The 21,418-nt window shown below is 74.7% G+C and carries 20 protein-coding genes; 8 read left to right on the top strand and 12 right to left on the bottom strand.

Annotation, left to right across the window (positions count from 1 at the left end):
- Positions 1-56 precede the first annotated feature (56 nt).
- Positions 57-1,514 (top strand): IS110 family transposase, encoded by a 1,458-nt coding sequence (locus tag QOZ88_RS02835; protein WP_305998273.1) that lies wholly within the window; start codon positions 57-59, stop codon positions 1,512-1,514.
- Positions 1,515-1,518: 4 nt separating this feature from the next.
- On the opposite strand, the gene QOZ88_RS02830 is transcribed toward QOZ88_RS02835, so the two are convergent.
- From QOZ88_RS02830 to QOZ88_RS02790, 9 genes are all read right to left on the bottom strand, one after another.
- Positions 1,519-2,154: a pentapeptide repeat-containing protein gene (locus QOZ88_RS02830; RefSeq protein ID WP_305998272.1), complete on the bottom strand. Its 636-nt coding sequence runs from the start codon at positions 2,152-2,154 to the stop codon at positions 1,519-1,521.
- 31 nt (positions 2,155-2,185) lie between these two features.
- Entirely contained in the window at positions 2,186-3,736 is a 1,551-nt protein-coding gene (gene purH / locus QOZ88_RS02825) for a bifunctional phosphoribosylaminoimidazolecarboxamide formyltransferase/IMP cyclohydrolase (protein ID WP_305998271.1), read from the bottom strand.
- Entirely contained in the window at positions 3,736-4,359 is a 624-nt protein-coding gene (gene purN, locus QOZ88_RS02820) for a phosphoribosylglycinamide formyltransferase (protein ID WP_305998270.1), read from the bottom strand. Before purN ends, purH begins: the two co-directional genes overlap by 1 nt.
- A 72-nt stretch (positions 4,360-4,431) precedes the next feature.
- Positions 4,432-5,628, bottom strand: coding sequence for a cell division protein PerM (locus tag QOZ88_RS02815; RefSeq protein WP_305998269.1), 1,197 nt, complete (start codon positions 5,626-5,628; stop codon positions 4,432-4,434).
- 86 nt (positions 5,629-5,714) lie between these two features.
- Positions 5,715-6,893, bottom strand: a complete 1,179-nt coding sequence (locus QOZ88_RS02810) for a hypothetical protein (RefSeq protein ID WP_305998268.1) — start codon at positions 6,891-6,893, stop codon at positions 5,715-5,717.
- Between the two features lie 146 nt (positions 6,894-7,039).
- The gene (gene sucD / locus QOZ88_RS02805; protein WP_305998267.1) at positions 7,040-7,915 is read right to left on the bottom strand and encodes a succinate--CoA ligase subunit alpha; all 876 of its coding nucleotides are present in this window, start codon (positions 7,913-7,915) and stop codon (positions 7,040-7,042) included.
- Positions 7,916-7,940: 25 nt separating this feature from the next.
- Positions 7,941-9,104 carry an ADP-forming succinate--CoA ligase subunit beta gene (gene sucC / locus QOZ88_RS02800; protein ID WP_305998266.1) on the bottom strand — a complete coding sequence of 388 codons (1,164 nt, stop codon included), beginning with the start codon at positions 9,102-9,104 and terminating at the stop codon, positions 7,941-7,943.
- 143 nt (positions 9,105-9,247) lie between these two features.
- Positions 9,248-9,658 carry a cobalamin B12-binding domain-containing protein gene (locus QOZ88_RS02795; RefSeq protein WP_211434928.1) on the bottom strand — a complete coding sequence of 137 codons (411 nt, stop codon included), beginning with the start codon at positions 9,656-9,658 and terminating at the stop codon, positions 9,248-9,250.
- Between the two features lie 42 nt (positions 9,659-9,700).
- The gene (locus QOZ88_RS02790) at positions 9,701-10,720 is read right to left on the bottom strand and encodes a hypothetical protein (protein ID WP_305998265.1); all 1,020 of its coding nucleotides are present in this window, start codon (positions 10,718-10,720) and stop codon (positions 9,701-9,703) included.
- 185 nt (positions 10,721-10,905) lie between these two features.
- On the opposite strand from QOZ88_RS02790, the gene QOZ88_RS02785 reads away from it, so the two are divergent.
- Together QOZ88_RS02785 and QOZ88_RS02780 are read left to right on the top strand one after the other, a co-directional pair.
- Positions 10,906-11,799, top strand: coding sequence for an esterase/lipase family protein (locus tag QOZ88_RS02785; protein ID WP_305998264.1), 894 nt, complete (start codon positions 10,906-10,908; stop codon positions 11,797-11,799).
- A 222-nt stretch (positions 11,800-12,021) separates the two neighbouring features.
- Entirely contained in the window at positions 12,022-12,840 is an 819-nt protein-coding gene (locus QOZ88_RS02780) for a M23 family metallopeptidase (RefSeq protein ID WP_305998263.1), read from the top strand.
- A gap of 220 nt (positions 12,841-13,060) precedes the next feature.
- Here the strand turns inward: QOZ88_RS02780 and pcrA are convergent, their stop codons facing one another.
- The gene (gene pcrA / locus QOZ88_RS02775) at positions 13,061-15,361 is read right to left on the bottom strand and encodes a DNA helicase PcrA (RefSeq protein ID WP_305998262.1); all 2,301 of its coding nucleotides are present in this window, start codon (positions 15,359-15,361) and stop codon (positions 13,061-13,063) included.
- 335 nt (positions 15,362-15,696) lie between these two features.
- On the opposite strand from pcrA, the gene QOZ88_RS02770 reads away from it, so the two are divergent.
- Positions 15,697-15,987 carry a chorismate mutase gene (locus QOZ88_RS02770; protein ID WP_305998261.1) on the top strand — a complete coding sequence of 97 codons (291 nt, stop codon included), beginning with the start codon at positions 15,697-15,699 and terminating at the stop codon, positions 15,985-15,987.
- A 58-nt stretch (positions 15,988-16,045) separates the two neighbouring features.
- Here the strand turns inward: QOZ88_RS02770 and QOZ88_RS02765 are convergent, their stop codons facing one another.
- Positions 16,046-16,339: a hypothetical protein gene (locus QOZ88_RS02765; protein WP_091929049.1), complete on the bottom strand. Its 294-nt coding sequence runs from the start codon at positions 16,337-16,339 to the stop codon at positions 16,046-16,048.
- A gap of 110 nt (positions 16,340-16,449) precedes the next feature.
- On the opposite strand from QOZ88_RS02765, the gene QOZ88_RS02760 reads away from it, so the two are divergent.
- The 4 genes from QOZ88_RS02760 to QOZ88_RS02745 are packed head-to-tail and all read left to right on the top strand — an operon-like array spanning position 16,450 to position 19,903.
- Positions 16,450-17,016, top strand: a complete 567-nt coding sequence (locus QOZ88_RS02760) for a carboxymuconolactone decarboxylase family protein (RefSeq protein WP_305998260.1) — start codon at positions 16,450-16,452, stop codon at positions 17,014-17,016.
- Entirely contained in the window at positions 17,013-17,915 is a 903-nt protein-coding gene (gene sigJ / locus QOZ88_RS02755) for an RNA polymerase sigma factor SigJ (protein ID WP_305998259.1), read from the top strand. The genes QOZ88_RS02760 and sigJ overlap by 4 nt, the downstream gene beginning before the upstream one ends.
- Positions 17,916-17,925: 10 nt before the next feature.
- Complete coding sequence (locus tag QOZ88_RS02750) at positions 17,926-18,666, top strand: PIG-L deacetylase family protein (protein WP_305998258.1); 741 nt, start codon at positions 17,926-17,928, stop codon at positions 18,664-18,666.
- A 58-nt stretch (positions 18,667-18,724) separates the two neighbouring features.
- A complete protein-coding gene (locus QOZ88_RS02745) occupies positions 18,725-19,903 on the top strand; it encodes a serine hydrolase domain-containing protein (RefSeq protein ID WP_305998257.1) in 1,179 nt (392 codons plus the stop codon).
- A 95-nt stretch (positions 19,904-19,998) separates the two neighbouring features.
- Here the strand turns inward: QOZ88_RS02745 and QOZ88_RS02740 are convergent, their stop codons facing one another.
- Positions 19,999-21,342 carry a short-chain fatty acid transporter gene (locus QOZ88_RS02740; RefSeq protein ID WP_305998256.1) on the bottom strand — a complete coding sequence of 448 codons (1,344 nt, stop codon included), beginning with the start codon at positions 21,340-21,342 and terminating at the stop codon, positions 19,999-20,001.
- Positions 21,343-21,418: the final 76 nt, after the last annotated feature.

Here is a 21,418-nt window from a genome sequence, read left to right as displayed (position 1 = left end):
AGCCGCCCGTCTCGGGCCGCCGGAGCGGAATGTCCGGTGGGCTCGAGGAGGAACAGATGCAACGACGGCTGGTCGGGATCGACCTGGGGATCGCCAGCGCGCACACGGTACGGGTGCTGGCCGAGGACGGCCGGGAGGTGTGCCGTCGCCGGTGTGAGCCAACGGTGGCCAGCCTGGCCGCGATCGAGTCCGCGGCGCTGGCCGGCACCGAGCCGGGAACCCACCTGGAGGTGGTGTTCGAGCCGACCGGGCCGGCGTGGTTGCCGGTCGCGGTCTTCTTCACCACCCGCGGCCATCTGGTGTTCCGGGTGTCCAGTGCCAAGGCCGCCGACCTGCGTCGGTTCCTGTCTCGACACGCCAAGAGCAACGGCATCGACGCCGACACCCTGGCCCGGCTGCCGCTGATCGACCCGGCCGGGCTGCAGCCGCTGGAGCTGCCCGGTGCCGAGGCCGCGGCGCTGGATCGGCGGGTTCGTGCCGCTGACCGGCTGACCCGGGCCGCCAGCGAGCACAAGGTGCGGATCAAGGACCTGGTCCGCCAGCTGATGCCGTGCTCGCCGTTGACCGGCGACCTCGGCCAGGCCGACCTGGCGGTACTCGAGCGCTGGGCCGACCCGCGGGCGCTGCTCAAGGCTGGGCCGGCCCGACTGACCGCGCTGATCGCCAAGGCATCGAAGAACCACCTCGGTGCCGACCGCGCCGAAGCGTGGCGCGCTGCTGCCGCCGCGGCCGTCGAGCTCTACGGGGACCACCCGGCGCTCGCCTTCGCTGATCTGGCCGCCGAGGTCGCCACCGAGGTCCGGCTGCTGCGCGCGATCCAGGCCGAGCTCGGCGCCCACGCCGCCAGCCGGGAGGAGGCCTACCGGTGGGCCGATCCAGGCCAGCTGGCCCGCTCGCTGCCCGGCCTGGCCGAGGTCGGCGCGCCGGTCGCGGCCGCCGGCATCGGCCGCCCCGGCCGGTTCCCCTCCGGCCCGCACTTCAAGTCCTACCTGGGGCTCGCCCCGCGGGCCTCCGAGACCGGCGACACCGACCGCAAGGGACAACCCATGTCCAAGGCCGGCTCGTCGCTGATGCGCAGCACGTTCATCCGCGCCGCCGACCACGCCCGCAAGCAGGACCCCCAGCTGGCCCGCGTCTACTACGTGCAGATGGTCGAACGCGGCGCCGAGCACCTCAAGGCTCTCTGCGTGGTCGCCGGCCACCTCGCCGAACGCTTCTGGGCGGTGATGAACCGCGGCATGCCCTACGTCGTCTGCGACACCAACGGCACCCCAGTCACCCCAGAGCAGGCCAAGGCCAACATCGCCGAACAGTGGACCGTCCCCACCGACGTCCGCGCTCGCCGGCGCAGCCGCAAGAAGGCGGGGAAGGCCCCTCAGCAAGCCCCTACGGGACATGTCAGGTCAGGCACTCGAGGTGCCGACGAACGAGGCGACCTTCCCCGCCCCTCATCGTCGAAGAGCGCCCACCGCACCGTCAAGCGCGACCCCCTCTTGACAGCCGATCCCCGATAGGGAATCAGTCGGCCACGACGGCGCCGTGGGCGTGGGCGAACTGCACCGCCTGCGCGGCGTCGATCCGGACGTCGGTCAGCTCGAAGGAGCGCCAGTTCACCTCGTCGGTGGAGGCGCCGCGCAGGTCGGCCCCCCGCAGCTTGGCGTTCTGCAGCCGCGCCCGGTCCAGGTCGGCCGAGCTGAGGTCGGTGCCGCGCAGGTCGGCGTCGGTGAGGTCGGCCTCCCGGAACCGCTGCCCGGCGAGCTGCAGCGCCGAGAGGTCGACCCCGCGCAGCGACGTCCACGACCAGTCGCAGTCGACGGCCGTGAGCGGCCGCAGCTGCGCGCCGAGGAACTGCGACCCGGTGAGCTTGCAGCCGTCGAGGGTGGTGTCGAACAGCCGCGCCCGGTCGAAGCGGCAGGAGAGGAACGCCGTCCCGAGGTGCCGCGAACCGCCCATGCGCACCCCGGTGAGCACGCACTCCTCGAACACGCACCGGCGGGTGACCAGCTCCTCGAGGCCGGCGTCGTCGAAGCGGCACCGGGTGAAAGTGACGCCGTCGAGCTCCACGCCCCACCAGTCCACCCGGGCGAAATCGGCCCCGACCACGTGCGCCCCCGGCTCCGGTGGGCGCACGTGCGGGCGCGACGAGTGCCGCATGGGAACCGTGCCTCCCGTCCTGGACGGGGCCTCAGTGGGCGAAGTGCCGGGTGCCGGTCAGGTAGAGCGGCACACCCGCCGCGGCCGCCGCGGCCACGACCTCCTCGTCGCGCACCGACCCACCGGGCTGGACGACGGCGCGCACGCCGGCGTCGAGCAGCACCTGGAGCCCGTCGGCGAAGGGGAAGAACGCGTCGGAGGCGGCGACCGCCCCGGTGGCCCGCTCCCCCGCCCGCGCGACCGCGAGCCGCGCCGAGTCGACCCGGTTGACCTGCCCCATGCCGACGCCGACGGTGGCCCGGTCGTGGGCCAGCAGGATCGCGTTGCTCTTCACCGCGCGCACCGCCCGCCAGGCGAAGACGAGGTCGTCGAGGCCCGCGGCGTCCAGCGGCTCACCGGTGGCGAGGGTCCAGGTGGTGGGGTCGTCGCCGGTGGCGTCGATGCGGTCCCGCGTCTGCAGCAGCAGCCCGCCGCTGATCGGGCGCTGCTCCACACCGTTCTCCGGCAGGTGCGGCAGCCGCAGCAGCCGGATGTTCTTCTTCCCCGTCAGCACGGCGACCGCGTCGTCGGTGAAGCCGGGGGCCACCACCACCTCGGTGAACACCTCGGCCACCTGCTCCGCCATGGTCAGGTCGACCTCGCGGTTGGTCGCGATGACGCCGCCGAACGCCGACACCGGGTCGCAGGCATGCGCCTTGCGGTGGGCCGCGGCGACGTCCGCGCCGACGGCGATGCCGCACGGGTTGGCGTGCTTGATGATCGCCACGCACGGCTCATCGTGGTCGTGCGCGGCCCGCCAGGCGGCGTCGGTGTCGACGTAGTTGTTGTAGGACATCTGCTTGCCGTGCAGCTGCTCGGCATGCGCGAGGCCCGGCCGGTCAGAGCGGTACAGCGCGGCGGCCTGGTGCGGGTTCTCCCCGTAGCGGAGGACGTCGGCCCGCTCCCAGGTCCCCCCGGCCCAGGCGGGGAAGCCGCTCTCGTCGTCGGGGGCGAGCACGCTGCCCATCCACGAGGCGACGGCGACGTCGTAGGAGGCGGTGTGCCGGAACGCGGCGGCGGCCAGCCGCTGTCGCTCGGCCAGCGTGAACCCGCCGGCGGTCACCGCGGCGAGGACGTCGTCGTACCGGGCCGGGTCGACGACGACGGCGACCGACGGGTGGTTCTTGGCCGCGGCGCGCACCATCGCCGGGCCGCCGATGTCGATCTGCTCCACGCACTCGTCGGGGGCGGCGCCGGAGGCGACGGTCTCGGTGAAGGGGTAGAGGTTGACGACCACCAGGTCGAACGCGGCGATGCCGAGCTCCGCGAGCTGTGCGACGTGCTCGTCCTTGCGCCGGTCGGCCAGGATGCCCGCGTGCACGGCCGGGTGCAGCGTCTTGACCCGGCCGTCCAGGCACTCGGGGAAGCCGGTGACCTGCTCGACGGGCGTGACCGGCACGCCGGCGTCGGCGATCCGGCGCGCGGTGGCACCGGTGCTGACCAGCTCCACACCGGCGGCGGCCAGCCCGCGGGCCAGCTCCTCGACGCCGGACTTGTCGTAGACGCCCAGCAGGGCGCGGCGGATCGGGGTGCGGTCGCTCATCAGGTGCTCTTCCTCGTCCGGGGCGGGGTGGTCGGGGGTGCGGCGGCGAACGCCGCCACCGTCTCCACCAGGAGCTGGCGCTCCACGTGCTTGATCCGTTCGTGCAGCGTCGCCTCGTCGTCCCCGGGCAGCACCGGCACCTCGCGCTGCGCGAGCACCGGGCCGGTGTCGACGCCGGCGTCGACCAGGTGCACGGTGGAGCCGGTCACCGTCGCGCCGGCCGCCAGGGCGTCGCGGACCGCGTGCGCGCCGGGGAACGCCGGGAGCAGCGCCGGGTGGGTGTTGAGCAGCCGGCCCTCGAACGCGCCCAGCACCGCCGGCCCGACGATCTTCATGAAGCCGGCCGAGACGACGAGGTCGGGGGCGAACGCGGCGATCCGGTCGGCCAGCGCGCGGTCCCAGGCCGCCCGGTCGGGGTGGTCGCCGAGCGCGCAGACGAACGTGGGGAGCCCGCGCCGGCGGGCGTGCTCGAGCCCCGGGGCCTGGCGGTCGGCGCCGACGGCGACCACCTCGGCCGGGTACCCGCGGTCGTCGGCGGCCTCGAGGAGGGCGGCGCACAGTGACCCGGTTCCCGACAGCAGGACGACGGTCCTCGCCCGGGCGGCAGGCTCGGCGGCGGGCACGGTGCCGACCCTATAAGGACCCGGCCCCCCGCCCGCGCCGCAGGTTCGGCGCGACCCCTCGGCGGGGCACCGTCAGCCCAGCGCCCGCCACCGGGTGGTGGCGGCGGCCAGCGCCGCGGCGATCGCCGCCTGCGCCGCGAGAGCGATGCCGGTGGCCACCGGTGGGGCGCCGACCTGGGCCAGCGCTCCGTCGCCGAGGGCACCTCCCGCGGCCCAGGCGAGCAGCCCGGCGAGCAGGCCGAGCAGCGCCCCGGCCAGCACCCCCGCGAGCCCGGCGACGACCGAGCCGCCGTCCCGGTCGGTGAACCACCGGCCCACGGTGACGCCGGCCACCAGCCCGGCCACGGCGGGGACGACCTGCGAGACGAAGGCGACCAGCGGCACCGCCTGCGTGTCCGGCAGCGCCGCGAGCAGCGGCAGCGCCGGCACGCTGCCGAGGGTGACGCCGTGCACCGACACCAGCGTGCCGGTGCCCACGGAGAAGCCCGGGCCGGCGGCCAGCCCGAGCACCGCGACCGCCGCGTTGGGCAGGTAGAGCGCGCTGAGGCCGAGCAGCCCGAGGGCGCCCGCCCCCGCCCCGCCGAGTGCGCCCGACAGCGCCGCGTACCCCGAGGCGTCGCCGGCCAGGGCCACCGCGACGACGACGAAGGCCAGGCCCAGCGCGGTCAGCAGCCCGGCGAGGACCCCGCGGAGCACCGGGCGGGCGGCGCCGGGCAGCCGGTCCAGCGCGGCGTCGGCGAGCCCGGACTCGCGGCCGGCGCCCCATCCCACGGCGAGCAGCACCAGGCCGGCGGGGACCAGCAGAGTACGCGGCCAGCCGGTGCCCGCCGTCGCGTCGTCGACCAGGAGGGCCAGCAGCCAGGTGAGCGCCAGGTGCACGACCACGACGGTGGCCCCCGCGCGCAGCACGGCCCCGCCCGGTGCCCCGTCGTCCAGGACCCGGACGGCGACCCGCCCGGCCCACGACAGACCACGGGCCGCGAGCAGGGTCAGCAGCAGCGGAGCCAGCGCCAGGGAGCCCGAGGCCGGCCGGAGCTCGGCCCCGTGCGCGAGCAGCCACAGCCGGGCGCCCAGGGTCGCCGAGCTCCCGGCCGACATGCCGCCGCCCGGGTCCAGCGTCTGCACGACCACCAGCGCCAGCCACAGGCCGGCGAGACCGGCCACGGTGACGGCGGCCGCGGCGAGGGCCGCCAGGACGGCGGGCGGTGCGGGCCGGGCCGCCGACCCGTCGTCCCGCCGGAAGGGCAGGCGTGCGAGCAGCGGGACCACCTCCCCACTGTCCCAAGCCGGCGCGGCCGATGTCCGGCGCACGCGCCGGAGCGGTCCGTCCTGGAGCGGCCGCGCCGGGATGCCGATCAGGTGTCCGTGCCGGGACGATCGCTCTGCGTGGTGTCCGGGCCCTCGCCGGAGGCGGTGGCGCCACCGGTTCCGCCGGTGCCCGGTCCCGGTGGCTGCTCGGACCCGGGTCGAGCCGGCTGCGGCGGCCAGGCCTGCTGCTGCTGCGGGTAGGCCTGCTGCGGGTAGGGCTGCTGCCCCGGCGTCCAGGGCTGGCCGGCCGGGGGCCAAGGGTAGGGCTGGCCCGGCCACGGCCCGCCGTGCTGCGGGCCGGCCGGTCGCGCGGGGCGCTCCCGCAGCTCCCGGCGCAGGGCGAGCACCGCGACCACGGTGATGCCGACGGCGGTGAGGAAACCCAGCAGGGCCCAGAAGGAGAAGGCGTACCGCAGGGTGTCCAGCCAGGAGAACAGCGTGAGGACCAGCCCGAGGCCGGCCAGGCCGGCGGTCAGCCCGGAGCGCGGGAAGCTCGGCGTCGTCCGCACGAACGCCGGGAGGACCGCCCACGCCGTCGCCAGCAGGAAGAGGGTGAAGGCGGCCACGACCATGCCGTCCTCGAAGCCGCTGAACGTCACGCCGAACGTCGCGTCGCCGAACCGCCACCAGGGCAGGAACCCGACGAGCAGGAACAGCAGCGTGCCCCCTGCGACGGCGAGGTCGGGCCAGGCGAGCCGCTTGGGCTCGAAGGAGAACTCCGCGCCACCCGGCCGCCGCCCGGCGGGGTACCCGGGGCCGTACGCCGGCGGCCCGTAACCGGGTGGGACGGGGGCCGGCGGACCGTAGGGCTGCTGCCCGTAGCCGCCGTAGCCCGGCGGGCCGTACGGGGGCTGCCCGAACGGCGGCTGCCCGTACGCGGGCTGGCCGTACCCGGGCTGCGGCCCGTACGGCGGTTGCCCGTACTGGGGCTGGCCGTACTGCGGCTGGCCGTACCCGGGTTGGCCGTAGGGCTGCTGACCGTACGGGGGGTGACCGTAGGGCGGCTGACCGAACGGCGGCTGCCCGTACCCCGGCGGCGCGAACCGGTCCTGGCCGTACGTGGGCTCACCCTGGCCGTACCCGGCGTGCTGCTGCGGTGACCGGCCGTGCTGCTGCTCCCCCGGCTCTGCCGCCCGCGGGGCCTCGTGCGCCTGCCCCTCGGGCGGCTGGGCACCCGCGGGAGGTCGGCCACCCTCGGGCGGCTGCGGGGGCTGGCTGGCGGTCACGGTGATCTCCTCCGGACGGAACGGGTGCGCATCGATCGTGGCGGTCGGGACGCGGCGCGCGCAACGCCGCCCCACGGCCCGGACGCACCGCTGCCCGGTGACCAGGACGGTCACCGGGCAGCGGGCGGTCAGGGGTGCGGAACCCGCTAGCCGACGATCTCGCGCATGAGCTGCGCCGTCTCCGACGGCGTCTTGCCCACGCGCACGCCGGCGGCCTCGAGGGCCTCCTTCTTCGCCTGGGCGGTGCCGGCCGAGCCGGAGACGATGGCGCCGGCGTGGCCCATCGTCTTGCCCTCGGGCGCGGTGAAGCCGGCGACGTAGCCGACGACCGGCTTGCTGACGTTGGCCTTGACGAAGTCGGCGGCCCGCTCCTCGGCGTCGCCACCGATCTCGCCGATCATCACGATGGCCTCGGTCTCCGGGTCCTCCTGGAACGCCTGGAGCGCGTCGATGTGCGTGGTGCCGATGACCGGGTCGCCACCGATGCCGATCGCCGTGGAGAAGCCGATGTCCCGCAGCTCGTACATCATCTGGTAGGTCAGCGTGCCCGACTTCGACACCAGGCCGATCTTGCCCTGCTTGGTGATGTTGGCCGGGATGATGCCGGCGTTGCTGCGCCCGGGGCTGATCAGGCCGGGGCAGTTGGGGCCGATGATCCGGGTCGAGCCACCCTGGGCGTGCGCCCAGAAGTAGGTCGAGTCGTGCACCGGGATGCCTTCGGTGATGACCACGGCGAGCCCGATCTGGGCGTCCACGGCCTCGATGACGGCGGCCTTGGCGAACGGCGGCGGCACGAAGATGACGCTGACGTCGGCGCCGGTCTCCTTCATGGCCTCGGCGACGCCGCCGAACACCGGCACGCTCGTGCCGTCGAAGTCGACGGACTGGCCGGCCTTGCGCGGGTTGACGCCACCGACGATCGCGGTGCCCGAGGCGAGCATGCGCTGCGTGTGCTTCATGCCCTCGGAGCCGGTCATGCCCTGGACGATGACCTTGCTGTTCTCGTTGAGGAAGATCGACATCTCTTCAGTCCTGTCTGCGGGGCGTTCAGGCGGCGGCGAGCTCGGCGGCCCGGCGCGCGGCGCCGTCCATCGTGTCGACCAGGGTGACCAGCGGGTGGTTGGCCTCGGCGAGGATCCGCCGGCCCTCCTCGACGTTGTTGCCGTCGAGGCGGACGACGAGCGGCTTGGTGGCCTCGTCACCGAGGATGCTCAGCGCGGAGACGATGCCGTTCGCCACGGCGTCGCAGGCCGTGATGCCCCCGAAGACGTTGACGAACACGCTCTTGACGGCGGGGTCGGAGAGGATGATCTCCAGGCCGTTGGCCATCACCTCGGCCGAGGCGCCGCCGCCGATGTCGAGGAAGTTGGCGGGCTTGACCCCACCGAACTCCTCGCCGGCGTAGGCGACGACGTCCAGGGTGCTCATGACCAGGCCGGCACCGTTGCCGATGATCCCGACCTCGCCCTCGAGCTTGACGTAGTTGAGGTCCTTCTCCTTGGCGCGGGCCTCGAGCGGGTCGGCCGCGGCGGCGTCCTCGAGCGCGGTGTGCTCGGCGTGCCGGAAACCGGCGTTCTCGTCGAGGGTCACCTTGGCGTCGAGGGCCAGGACGGTGCCGTCCGGGGCCTTGGCCAGCGGGTTGACCTCGACCAGGGTGGCGTCCTCCTTGGCGAAGACGTCCCAGAGCTGGACGGCGATGGCGATGACCTGGTCGCGGACCTCGGGGGCGAACCCGGCGGCGTCCACGATCTCGGCGGCCTTCGCCGTGTCCACGCCGACGCTGGCGTCGATCGGGATGCGGGCCAGCGCCTCGGGGCGCTCGACGGCGAGCTGCTCGATCTCCACGCCGCCCTCGACGCTGGCCATGGCCAGGAAGGTGCGGTTGGAGCGGTCCAGCAGGTAGGAGAAGTAGTACTCCTCGGCGATGTCGCTGGCCTGGGCGACCATCACGCGCTGCGTGATGTGGCCCTTGATGTCCAGCCCGAGGATGTCCTGGGCGCGCGCCTTGGCGTCGTCGGGGTTGTCGGCGAGCTTCACACCGCCCGCCTTGCCGCGGCCGCCGGTCTTCACCTGGGCCTTGACGACGACGGTCTGCCCGATCTCGCGGGCGATCGCCTCCGCCTGCTCGGGCGTCTCGGCGACGCCGCCGGGGAGCACGGGGACACCGTGCGAGGCCAACAGGTCACGGGCCTGGTACTCGAAGAGATCCACGAACAGGCACCGTAGACCGCCCCGAACCGGACCGCTGCCCCGGGCGTTCCCGACGGGGTCGGGGCGTGGGGTGCGTCACACGGCACCTCACCCGTCCGCAGCAGGGAACGCCCCGCTCAGGGGCCGGGAAGGGACCTGCCGGCTCAGGTGCCGGCGGGCTCGCCCACGTGCTCGCGCACCCACTCGACGATCTCGGTGGTGGTGGCACCGGGGGTGAAGATGCCGGTGACGCCGATGCGCCGGAGCTCGGGGACGTCCTCCTCCGGGATGATCCCGCCACCGAAGACGACGACGTCGTCGACGCCGCGCTCCCGCAGCAGCTCGGTGAGCCGGGCGAAGAGCGTCATGTGCGCGCCGGAGAGGACCGAGAGCCCGACGGCGTCGGCGTCCTCCTGCACCACCGTCTCGACGATCTGCTCCGGCGTCTGGTGCAGGCCGGTGTAGACCACCTCCATCCCGGCGTCGCGCAGCGCACGCGCGACCACCTTCGCGCCGCGGTCGTGCCCGTCGAGTCCCGGCTTGGCGATGACCACCCGGATGCGTTCGTCCACCACGGCTGGCAGCTTAGGGCCGACGACCCTCGGGAGTGGCGCGGGTCACGCCGCGGTGCGACGCACCCGCCAGGCGACGGCCGTCAGGCCCAGCAGCCCGAGGCCCGCGAGGACCAGGCCGGCACCCGGGACGGTCCAGACCAGCTCGTCGGACGAGGCGGCGTCCCGCACCCCCGCCAGCCCCGCGCGGAGCACTGTGACGGCGACGGCGAGCAGCCCGCCGACCGCTGCCAGCCGTGGGCGCAGCGACGGCGCGAGGACGGCGCAGAGCAGGAGGGTGCCGGCCAGCAGCAGCCCGCCGAGCAGGGCGAGCCCCGGCCGCTCGAGCAGCGCCTGCGGCCCCTCCTGCATGACGACGACGCGCATGCCGGTGGCGGGGTCGATGCGCAGCTGCTCGGGGACGTCGGCGGCCGGCAGCGCGAGGCTGAGGACGGCGACCACCCCGAGCAGCACCGCGGCGCCGGCCAGCACCGAGCGGATCGGGTCCAGGGGGCCGCGGTCCTCCATCACCGTCCGCCCCCACGCCGCCGCGCCGACGACGCCGGCCAGCACGGTGAGCACCAGGGCGACGACCCCGAGCACCCAGCCTGCCCCGAGCTGCACGCTGCTGGTCAGCACCCGCTCACCGGCGAGCACCTCCACCCCCGGCCGCGCGGTCGAGCTGCTGCCCCGGTAGAGCTCGATGAGCAGCTCGCCGACGGCCAGCGCCCCGGCCACGGCGGCATAGGCCAGGCCGAACTTCGGCACGGCCAGGCGCAGCAGCGTCGCACCGACCGCCAGGTGGACCGCGGGTCCGAGCAGGGTCGCGAGCGCCCCGCCGACGCCGCGCACCTGGCGCAGCTCCTCCCCGCCGACCACCAGGTAGGTGGGAACGGCCGCGAGCACGCCGGCCAGCCCGGCGAGCACGAGCAGCAGGCCGCAGAGCCGCACCGCGGGGGGCACGGTGCCGATGACGACCCGGTCCCCCGCGCCCGCCGCCGAGGCGTCGGGCGCCGACGCGCCGGCCCCTCTGCGCGCGGTCGACCCGGTGCGGACGGTACGGGCGCGGTCGTCGCGGGTGGACACGGTTCCCCCTTGGGCAGCGTGGTCACGAACAGGACTCGATCGACGACCGACGATGACGATCGTGTGACGCCCGACACACCGGGGCTTTACCGTCGGGTGAACGGAGCACACACCGGAGCAAATGCACCGGCGGAACGACCCGAACCCGCGGTCCCGCTGGACGGCTCCAGACGGGGAGAACGGCCATGCGCCGATCGAGCGAGCTCGACTCTGCTCCAGGGTGGCACACGACCGCCGATGCCGAGGTCGCGCCAGGCGGCCTGCGCGCGCTCTGTTCGCCGACCGCGCTCACCGGTGGCCTGACCGAGCTCGCCTGGCTCGGGGCGCACGTCCTCATGTACCCGCTGGGTGCGCGCATGGAGCAGCTGCGCCCCGACCCCGGCAAGCGCGCCGGCGAGCAGCCACCGGTGGCCCGGGCACTCTTCGCCGTCGACCCGCTGGCGGCGCGCACCCCCGTGCTGCTGGTGCACGGGCTCGTCGACAACCGCTCGGTCTTCGCGGTCATGCGGCGGAGCCTGCGCCGGCGCGGGTTCGCCGCCGTCTGCTCCTGGAACTACAGCCCGCTGCTCGCCGACGTCGCCCGCGGCGCCGCCGACCTGGGGGAGCACATCGAGCGGATCTGCGAGCAGACCGGCCACGATCGCGTGCACGTCGTCGGGCACAGCCTCGGCGGGCTGATCGCGCGCTACCACGTGCAGCGGCAGGGCGGTGACCGCCGGATCGACACGCTGGTGACCCTCGGCACCCCGCACCGGGGTTCGCTCCTCGCCCGCATCGGGCCCACGCCGCTCATCCGCCAGCTGCGCCCCGGGTCGCCGGTGCTGGCGGAACTGGAGGAGCCCGCGCCGGGCTGCCGGACCCGCATCACCGCCCTGTACAGCGATCTCGACCAGATGGTGCTCCCCACCCGCTCGGGCCGGTGCGACCACCCCGACCTCCGTGCGCGCAACGTGCTCTTCCGCGGCGTCGGGCACATGTCGCTGCCCATGCACCGCGGGGTGCTCGACGAGGTGGCGGCCACCCTCGCCGGCGTCCGCGAACCCGGCACGAGGTCCACTCCGGTCGCCGCCGTCGCCTGATCACCCGGGTCGCCGCACGCCGGGTCGACACGTCGACGTGACGACTCGTACACGTTACGACACGCAGCGTCGGGTGCTTGGCCGACCCATGACGGATCGTTACGGTCCGATCACGGCGCCGGGACGACCGGCGGACGCCACTCCCGGCGTCCTCGCCGTCGTCGCTCCCCCCGACGGACGCCCTCCGGGCGCTCGCCGGCCAGTCGTCCGGGAAGGTCCGCCGTGACTCGCAGCAGCGCCCAGGTGCTGGAGGGACCACCGTCCGACGTCGTCGTGGTGCCCCGGCCCCGCGCCGCCGCCGAGGGCCCGGTCCGCACACCCCTCCCAGCGCCCGCCCCCGCCGTCGTCCCCGACGAGCCTGCGACCGCCGACGAGCCCCGCGCGCGGCGCCGGCTGCCGCACCCGCCGGGCCGCCGCGCCCACCTCTGGCTCGCCGCGCTCGTCGCCGGTGCCGTGCTCGCCGGCATCCCGGCCGTCACCGGCGACCGTGCGGACGTCTCCGCCTCAGCCTCCGACTACGGGCTCGGCGTCAGCACCGAGGTCAGCTTCGCCGGCGGGCTCGAGGGCGCCGACGCGCGCCGCGGCATCACCGAGGCCGAGGCCCAGGCGCGGCTGAGCGAGCTCGCCGCCTCGCGCGCAGCCCGGCAGCCCAAGATCGTGGCCCCGACGCAGGGCACGCTCACCACCTGCTTCTGCCGGCGCTGGGGCACCATGCACTACGGCCTGGACCTGGCCGCGCCGCTGGGCACCCCCATCCTCGCCGCGACCGACGGCGTCGTCGTCCGGGCCGGGCGCGCTTCGGGCTACGGCAACGCCGTCTACATCCAGGACGCCGACGGCAACGTGCACATCTACGGGCACATGCGCTACTACAGCGTCTCCGCCGGGGACCTCGTCACCGCGGGCGACCAGATCGCCAAGATCGGCAACGAGGGCCAGTCCACCGGCCCCCACCTGCACTACGAGATCCACCGCGGCGGGATGGACGGCCGTCCGATCGACCCGCGGGCCTGGCTGGCCGAGCGCGGGGTGGGTATCTGAGTTGTCTGTCCGCCTCCGGCGGACACCGCGACCAGGGGCCGTCCCCCTGCTGCGCTGAGCCCTTTCCGCCGTTCGTCGGGGGACCCTCCGGGTCCCCGCTCCTCTCGGCGCCTCGCGGGGCGGCTCGCGTCCCGGTCCGCGACTCCCTTCCCGTTCCCCCGTTTCTGCCGCGGCATCCTGACCCACGGGGAGGGACCCTCCGGGTCCCGTCGCCCGTGGGTCAGAGCTTGACGAGAGGGGCGTAGCGGAGGACGAGGCGCTTGGTGCCACCGGAGCCGAAGTCGACGGTGGCCTGGGCCTTGTCGGCCACGCCGGTGACCTCGACGACGGTGCCGAGCCCGAAGGCGTCGTGGCTGACCCGGTCGCCGACCTCCACGGAGATGATCTGCCGGTTGCCGGCACCGCCGCGCAGGCCGCCGGTGGACAGCCCGGTCGCCGCCACCCGCGTCTGGGCCGACCGGTAGCCGGTCGACGGCGCGGGCACCGGGTCGGTGCGCTCCCAGTGGATCGTCTCGGCGGGGATCTCGTCGAGGAACCGCGACGGCGGGTTGTAGGCGGGCTGCCCCCAGCTGGTGCGCACCGTCGCCCGGGAGATGAACAGCCGCTGGCGCGCCCGCGTGATGCCGACGTAGGCCAGCCGCCGCTCCTCCTCCAGCTCGCGCGGGTCGCCCAGCGCGCGCAGGTGCGGGAAGACGCCGTCCTCCATGCCGGTGAGGAACACGACCGGGAACTCCAGCCCCTTCGCGGTGTGCAGGGTCATCAGCGTGACCACGCCCGCGTCGTCGCCGGAGACCGGGATCTGGTCCGCGTCGGCCACCAGCGACACCTGCTCGAGGAAGTCGGTGACCGAGCCGCCGGGGTTGGCCGCCTCGAACTCGGCGGCCACCGAGATGAGCTCGTTGAGGTTGTCGACCCGGCCCTCGTCCTGCGGGTCGGTGCTGGCCTGCAGCTCGGCGAGGTACCCGGTGCGGTCGAGGATGCTCTCCAGGAGCGCCGCCGGCCCCGAGCCGGTCTCGACCAGCTGCTCGAACTCCTCGAGCAGCGCGACGAACTCCTGCACCGCCTTGAGCGAGCGGGTCGCCAGCTCACCGATCTCCGAGCACCGCCGCAGCGCGGAGCCGAACGCGATGCGCTCCCGGTCGGCGAAGGACTCGATGCACGACTCGGCCTTGTCGCCGATCCCGCGCTTGGGCACGTTGATGATCCGGCGCAGGCTCACGACGTCGGCCGGGTTCGCCACCAGCTTCAGGTAGGCCAGCGCGTCGCGGACCTCCTTGCGCTCGTAGAACCGCACCCCGCCGACGACCTTGTAGGGCATGCCGACGCGGATGAAGACCTCTTCGAAGACGCGCGAGGCGTTGTTGGTGCGGTAGAAGACCGCGATGTCGGCCGGCCGCGCCTTCCCCTCGTCGACCAGCGCGTCGATCTGCTCGGCGACCCAGGCGGCCTCGTCGTGCTCGTTGTCGGCGACGTAGCCCTCGATCAGCTCGCCGTCGCCCGAGTCGGTCCAGAGGTTCTTCGGCCGGCGGCCGGTGTTCTTGGCGATGACGGTGTTCGCGGCCTTGAGGATGCGCTGGGTGGAGCGGTAGTTCTGCTCCAGCAGGATCGTCGTGGCCTGCGGGTAGTCGCGCTCGAACTCGTCGATGTTGCGGATCGTCGCGCCGCGGAAGGCGTAGATCGACTGGTCGGCGTCACCGACGACGCACAGCTCGGCCTGCGGCACCGGACCCTCGCCCGTGCCCGTCAGCTCGCGCACCAGCATGTACTGGGCGTGGTTGGTGTCCTGGTACTCGTCGACCAGCACGTGCCGGAACCGGCGGCGGTAGTGCTCGGCGACGTCGGGGAAGGCCTGCAGCAGGTGGACCGTCGTCATGATCAGGTCGTCGAAGTCCATGGCGTGCGCCTCGCGCAGCCGCCGCTGGTAGAGCGTGTACGCCTCCTTGAGCACCTTCTCCGGCGCCGTCTGGGGGTTGAACGATTCCTCGTCGACGAGCTCGTTCTTGAGGTTGGACACCTGGTTGGACAGGCTCCGCCCGGGATAGCGCTTCGCGTCGAGGTCCAGGTCGCGGGCGACCATCGTCATCAGCCGAATCGAGTCGCCCTGGTCGTAGATCGTGAAGGACGACTTCATGCCCAGCTTGGCGGCCTCGGCCCGCAGGATGCGCACGCACATCGAGTGGAAGGTCGAGACCCACATCGACCGCGCCCGGGGGCCGACGAGCGCGGCCACCCGCTCCTTCATCTCGCCGGCGGCCTTGTTCGTGAAGGTGATCGCCAGGATCTCCCCCGGCTGCACCCCGCGGGCGCCCAGCAGGTAGGCGATCCGGTGGGTGAGCACTCGGGTCTTGCCCGATCCGGCGCCCGCGACGATGAGCAGCGGGCTGCCCTCGTGGACGACGGCGTCGCGCTGCGGGCCGTTGAGGCCGGCGAGCATCCGGTCCAGCTCCCGCCCCACCGATCCGGGTGCGGAGCGCTGCAGGGCGGCGGTGCCGGGGAGGGACTGCTGGAGGCTGCTGCTCATGACCGTGCCACTGTAAGCCGGACGGGTGACGGTCCCCGCGGGCCCGGAACCGGACGCACCACCAGCCCCAGCGGGCCGCCGGGACGACCGCAGTCATGCGCACGAGCGCCGCCCCGCCCGTCGGGCGCGCTGCCGGCGGGCCGGCCTGGCGCCCGCCGCCCGGCCCGTGCCACACTCGCCCCGTGCTCGCCACCGTCAGCTTTTTCTACGGTCACCGGGATCCGGTGTCCGTCATCGCTGGCTGAGCGCACGCCGCAACAGACGCCCCGGGCCCGAGGAGCCCGGGGCGTTTCTCGTTCTCGGACCTCCCGGCCCCCACACCACCGAGGGAACCGATGAGCACCTCCACCGCCTCCACCGTGGCCGGCCCGACCGCCCCCGAGGACCCCGACCGGATCGGCGCGCTCCGCGGCGCGATCGACGCCTGCGACGCCGAGATCATCGAGCTCGTGCGCCGCCGGCTGGAGATCAGCCAGGAGATCGGGGCGCTGCGCGCCGCGTCCGGCGGGACGCGGCTCTCGCTGTCCCGCGAGCAGCAGGTGCTCTCGCGCTTCCGCACCGCGCTGGGCCCGGACGGCGCCGCCCTGGGCATGATGCTGCTCCGCCAGGGCCGCGGCCGCCTCTGAGGGAATCCCACCACCGCTCGCAGGTTCTGCGCGGGACCCTGCACCGGGGCCCGGGCCGTCAGGGGCCGCTGCGCCAGACCTGCGAGTCGTCGTCACCCATCGCGGCCACCTCGAACACCCGGCCGGGGCGGGCCTCGCCCACCTCGTCGGCCAGCTGCATGCCGAGCACCAGGGCGGCGTCGAGGTCCTCGGCCTCGCACTCGGTGCTCACGCGCAGCACCGCGCGGTCGGGCTCCCGCCACAGCCGCAGCTCGGGGTCACCGGGCCGCAGCACCGCGCGGAGGGCGTCGACGGCGTCGTCGTCCAGCGGGGCGGAGGACCGGAGCGCGACGGAGAGGGTGAACGAGGGCACCTCAGGAGTCTGCGCGACCGCGATCCCGGCTCCACCGCCGGCCCGTGTCACACCTGGCCGGGCTGCGTCGTCCCAGTGGTCGAACACCGACCACCGAGAGGACTCCCGCCATGGCCCGCATCCCGCTCGACCCACCCCGCACCGCGTTCGTCCGGCTCACCGAGTGGTACTCCCGCCGGCGCTTCGGCGCCGTCCTGGACCCGGGCGCCGTCCTGGACCCGGGCGCGGCGATGGCGCACCACGGCCCGGTGCTGCGCACCTACGTCCGGCACGAGCAGTCGGTGGCCCGCTGGAACCGCCTGGACCCCACCCTCAAGGCGCTCGCCGTGATGTCCTCGGCCGCCACGATCGGCTGTTCCTGGTGCCTCGACTTCGGCCACTGGATCAGCAGCCAGGACGGCGTCGACCCGGCCAAGCTCCGCGACGTGCCCCGGTGGCGTGGCAGCGGGGTGTACTCCGACCTCGAGCGGCAGGTCATGGCCTACGCCGAGGCGATGACGACGACGCCCCTGCAGGTCACCGACGAGATGGTGGCCGGGCTCCGCGACCACCTGGACGACGACGCGCTCGTCGAGCTCACGATGATGATCGCCGTGGAGAACTCGCGGTCGCGCTTCAACAGCGCGCTCGGCCTGACCAGCCAGGGATTCCGGGACCGCTGCGAGCTCCCGGCGTGACCGAGGCCCTCGCCCCGTTCGACCGCCACCGCGGGCTGCTGTTCTCCGTGGCCTACCAGATGCTGGGCAGCGTCGCCGACGCCGAGGACGTCGTGCAGGACACCTGGCTGCGCTGGTCGGCGGTCGACCGGGGGGAGGTCGCCGACGCGCGCGCCTACCTGGTGCGCATCGCCACCCACCTCGCCCTGGACCGGCTCGGCTCGGCACGCGCGCGCCGGGAGAGCTACGTCGGGCCGTGGCTGCCCGAGCCGCTGCTGACCGGCACCGACCCGGTCACCACGGCGCCCGCACCGGCGGACCCGGTCGCCGCCGCCGAGGTGGGCGAGCAGGTGTCGCTGGCCCTGCTCGTGGTGCTGGAGACGCTCTCCCCCGCCGAGCGGGCCCTGTTCGTGCTCCGCGAGGTGTTCGGGCTCCCGACGGCGGAGGTGGCCACGACGCTGGGGCGCAGCGAGTCCGCCGTCCGGCAGATGGCCCACCGGGCGCGCGAGCACGTCCAGGCCCGCCGGCCCCGGTTCGACACCGATCGCCGGGCCCAGTTCGAGGTCACCGAGCGCTTCTTCGCCGCGTGCGCCGGTGGCGACGTCGGGGAGTTGCTGGCCGTGCTCGCCCCCGACGTCGTCCTCGTCAGCGACGGCGGGGGCAAGGTGACGGCGGCCCTGCGGCCGATCACGGGGGCCGACAAGGTCGCCCGCTTCGCGCTCGGGGTCGCCGCCCAGGGCCTGGAGCTCGCGGACGTGCGCATCGGGGTGGCCGAGGTCAACGGCGGGCCGGGGATCGTGGCCTGGGCCGGGGGTGACCCGCTGCTGGCCATGTCGCTCGTCGTCGCCGACGGGCGCATCGAGCAGGTCCTCCTCGTGCGCAACCCGGACAAGCTCGCCGGTCTCCGGGGCACCTCCTAGGCTCCGCCGGGTGAGCTCCCCGTTCCAGCGCCCGTCCGGTCCCGCCGAGCACGTCGAGCGCGCGCTGTGCGTCCTGGCCCACCCCGACGACGTCGACTTCGGCAGCGCCGGCACCGTCGCGACCTGGACGGCGGCCGGCACCGAGGTGACGTACCTGATCGTCACCGACGGCGACGCGGGCGGCTTCGACGACACCCCCCGCGAGCAGATGGGACCGCTGCGCCGGGCCGAGCAGGTCGCGGCGGCCGCGGAGGTCGGTGTCACCGACGTGCGCTTCCTCGGCTACCCCGACGGCCGGCTGGAGCTGACGCTCGACCTGCGCCGGGACATCAGCCGGGTCATCCGGCAGGTGCGCCCCCAGCGGGTGCTGACCAGTTCCCCGGAGCGCTTCTGGGAGCGGATCGGGGCCAGCCACCCCGACCACATGACCGTCGGCGAATCCACGCTGCGCGCGGTCTACCCCGACGCCCGCAACCCCTTCGCCTTCCCCGAGCTGCTCGTCGACGAGGGGCTGGACGCCTGGACCGTCGACGAGGTGTGGCTCGGCGCCAGCCCGCGCGCCGACCACGCCGTCGACGTCACCGACGTCGTCGACCGCAAGTTCGCCGCTCTCAAGTCCCACGTCACCCAGGTGAGCCACGTGCCCGACCTCGAGGGCTTCGTGACCGGCTGGATGCAGCAGACCGCGCAGCGGCTCGGCCTCCCCGCGGGCCGCCTCGCCGAGGCCTTCCACGTGGTGCACACCGCCTGAGGCGATGATTTCCGGCCGGCCCGCGCGTCACCTCCCCGTGGACGGTCGCAGAGGTGACGTGGCGCGGGCGGAGCGGATCGAGGCGGCGGTGGCCGGCGCGGCCGGCGCCGGGGAGGTCCCGGGCGCCGCCTGGTGGGTCGGCCGGCGGGGCGAGCCCGTCTCCACCGGCGCGGTCGGCGTGCACGCGCCCGGCACCGGCGACGCCGTGCGGCCGGACACCGTCTTCCGCATCGCCTCGACGACCAAGCCGGTCGTCGCCGCCGCGGCGATGTCCCTCGTCGACGACGGCCTCCTCACCCTCGACGACCCCGTCGACGGGTTCCTCCCGGAGCTCGCCGACCGGCGGGTCCTCGCCGACCCCGCCGACCCGGAGGCGGGGACGGTGCCGGCGGAGCGACCGATCACCGTCCGCGACGTCCTCACCCTCCGGCTGGGGCTCGGCCTCGACTTCACCGCCCCCTGGCCGTCCCCGACGCTGGCCGCGCTCGCCGCGGCCGGGTTGCCCGTCGGCCCCCCGGCCCCGCAGGCGGCACCGGAGCCGGACGAGTGGATGCGCCGCCTGGCCGGCGTCCCCCTTTCGCACCAGCCCGGCAGCCGCTGGCTCTACCACGTGGGTGCCAGCGTGCTCGGCGTCCTGGTGTCGCGCGCCGCGGGGCGCCCCCTCGCGGCGGTGCTGGACGCGCGGGTCCTCCGGCCGGCGGGGATGCGCAGCACCGGCTTCGGGGTGCCGTCGGCGGCCCGGGACCGGCTGGGACCGCACTGGACGCCGCCGGGGCCCGACGGCGCGCGCGAGCTCTACGACGCGGCGGACGGCCAGTGGTCGTCGGCGCCGGCGTTTCCCGACGGCGGCGACGGCCTGGTCTCCACGGTCGGCGACCTCGCCGCCTTCGCCCGGGTGCTCGAATCGCAGGGGTGCGCCGCCGACGGCACCCGGGTGCTGAGCGAGGCCGCGGTCCGGGCCATGACCACCGAGCAGGTCGGCCCGGTGGACGACGAGGGTGGTGGGTGGGGGCTGGGCATCGGCGTCCGCCGCACCGACGAGCCGGGCGGCCGGCACGCCGGCTCCTACGGCTGGGACGGCGGCCTGGGCAGCACCTGGTGGACCGATCCGGTCACCGGCACGACCGCCGTCCTGCTGACCAACCAGATGTGGGCCTCCCCGGAACCACCGCCGCTGTTCGCCGCGTTCCGGCGCGCCGCCTTCGGGGGCTCGACGGCGGGCGGGATCAGCTCCTGAGGCGGGGGGCCGCCGGCGCCACGCGGCCACGTCCGCTGCCGGCGCCCACCCGCGGATCGACACCGGCCGGCGGGCCCCGGACGGCGGGCCTCCGCTCAGCCGGCGCCGAGCACCAGCAGGGTCCCGGCGAAGACGATGCCGGTGATCAGGCAGGTGATCGCGGTGAACCCGAAGATGTCCCGGACGCCCAGCCCGGCGACCGCGAGCAGCGGCAGGGCCCAGAACGGCTGGACCATGTTCGTCCACTGGTCGCCGTAGGCGATCGCCATCGTGATGACGGCGGGATCGACACCCAGGGAGTCGGCGGCGTCGAGGAAGACCGGCGCCTGGACGGCGAACTGCCCGCCGCCGCTGGGCACGAACAGGTTGAGCAGGCCGGCCGAGAGGAACGCCAGCAACCCCAGGCTGCCGGGGCTGGCGATGTCGGAGAACCACCCGCTCAGCTGCGCCGCCAGCCCCGAGGCGGTCATCATCCCGATGATGCCGGCGTAGAGCGGGTACTGGAGCAGCACCTCCCCGACGGTGCGCACCGCCCCGCCGACGAGCTCGGCCAGCTCGGCCGGGCTGCGCACGATGAGCAGGATCGCGGCGAGGAAGCTCCAGTTGACGATGTCGAGGGTGAGGTCGAAGCCCTCCTGCGCGAAGTACACGCCGAGGTAGCCCAGCAGCGCGACGCCGGGGATCAGCGTGACCAGCCGCGAGGCCTCCATGCGCTCGGCCGGCGTCCCCGGCGTCTTCAGCTCGATGTCGGACTCCTCGGTCCCCATCCGCTCGGGGAGCTCGACGATCCGGTCCTCGCCCTTGGGTGCCAGGAGCACCACCGTGCCGAGGATCGCGGCGACGGCGATCACGATCGCGATGAGGTTCCACGGCGAGTAGACGGTCTCGCTGATCGGGATGGTGCGGCCGATCGCCTCCTCGACGAAGCTGTCGGGGGTCGCCGCGGCCAGCGGGCCGGTGGCGCTGTAGCCCATGTGCCAGACGGCGAAGCCCGAGTAGGCGCTGGCGACCAGCAGCGGGTAGTGCAGCTTCGTCCCGCGGCGGCGCGCGGCCCGGCCTACCTCGAGGGCGATGACACCGCCGACCACCAGCCCCAGCCCGAAGCTGATCAGCGAGGCGACGGCGGAGACGAACGCGACGAAGGCGTACGCGGCGCGGGGGCTCTTGGGGACGTCGGCGATGCGGGTCAGCCCGGCCTTGACCGGCCTCGTGAGCGCCAGCGTGTAGCCGAGCAGCAGCACGAGGGCCACCTGCGTCATGAACGCCAGCAGCCCGGCCAGGCCGTCACCCCAGGCCCGCGTCAGCTCGGCGGGCCCGATGTCGCCGAAGACCAGGGCGAGCACCGCGACGATCACGGTGAGCACCACCGCGAAGACGAATGCCCCCGGCAGGTAGCGCTCCACGCCGGCGACCAGCGGGCGCGACAGGGTTCGTAGCATGGCGGCCTTCCTCTCCCCCGGGCCCGCTGGGCAGGCCGACCTCGCCCATGCTTAGCGGAGGTGAGCGGGGGCGGCC

Source organism: Blastococcus carthaginiensis (assembly GCF_030731085.1).
In the GTDB taxonomy this organism is placed as follows: domain Bacteria; phylum Actinomycetota; class Actinomycetes; order Mycobacteriales; family Geodermatophilaceae; genus Blastococcus; species Blastococcus carthaginiensis.
Note: the sequence above shows the minus strand (reverse complement) of the source record. Positions and strands in the feature narration are given on the sequence as shown.

Coding starts and splice junctions, on each gene's coding strand:
- QOZ88_RS02835 (WP_305998273.1), top strand. CDS start 57: ATGCAACGACGGCTGGTCGGGATCGACCTGGGGATCGCCAGCGCGCAC.
- sucD (WP_305998267.1), bottom strand. CDS start 7,915: ATGTCGATCTTCCTCAACGAGAACAGCAAGGTCATCGTCCAGGGCATG.
- QOZ88_RS02770 (WP_305998261.1), top strand. CDS start 15,697: ATGAGCACCTCCACCGCCTCCACCGTGGCCGGCCCGACCGCCCCCGAG.
- QOZ88_RS02740 (WP_305998256.1), bottom strand. CDS start 21,342: ATGCTACGAACCCTGTCGCGCCCGCTGGTCGCCGGCGTGGAGCGCTAC.
- QOZ88_RS02760 (WP_305998260.1), top strand. CDS start 16,450: ATGGCCCGCATCCCGCTCGACCCACCCCGCACCGCGTTCGTCCGGCTC.
- QOZ88_RS02830 (WP_305998272.1), bottom strand. CDS start 2,154: ATGCGGCACTCGTCGCGCCCGCACGTGCGCCCACCGGAGCCGGGGGCG.
- pcrA (WP_305998262.1), bottom strand. CDS start 15,361: ATGAGCAGCAGCCTCCAGCAGTCCCTCCCCGGCACCGCCGCCCTGCAG.
- purH (WP_305998271.1), bottom strand. CDS start 3,736: ATGAGCGACCGCACCCCGATCCGCCGCGCCCTGCTGGGCGTCTACGAC.
- QOZ88_RS02785 (WP_305998264.1), top strand. CDS start 10,906: ATGCGCCGATCGAGCGAGCTCGACTCTGCTCCAGGGTGGCACACGACC.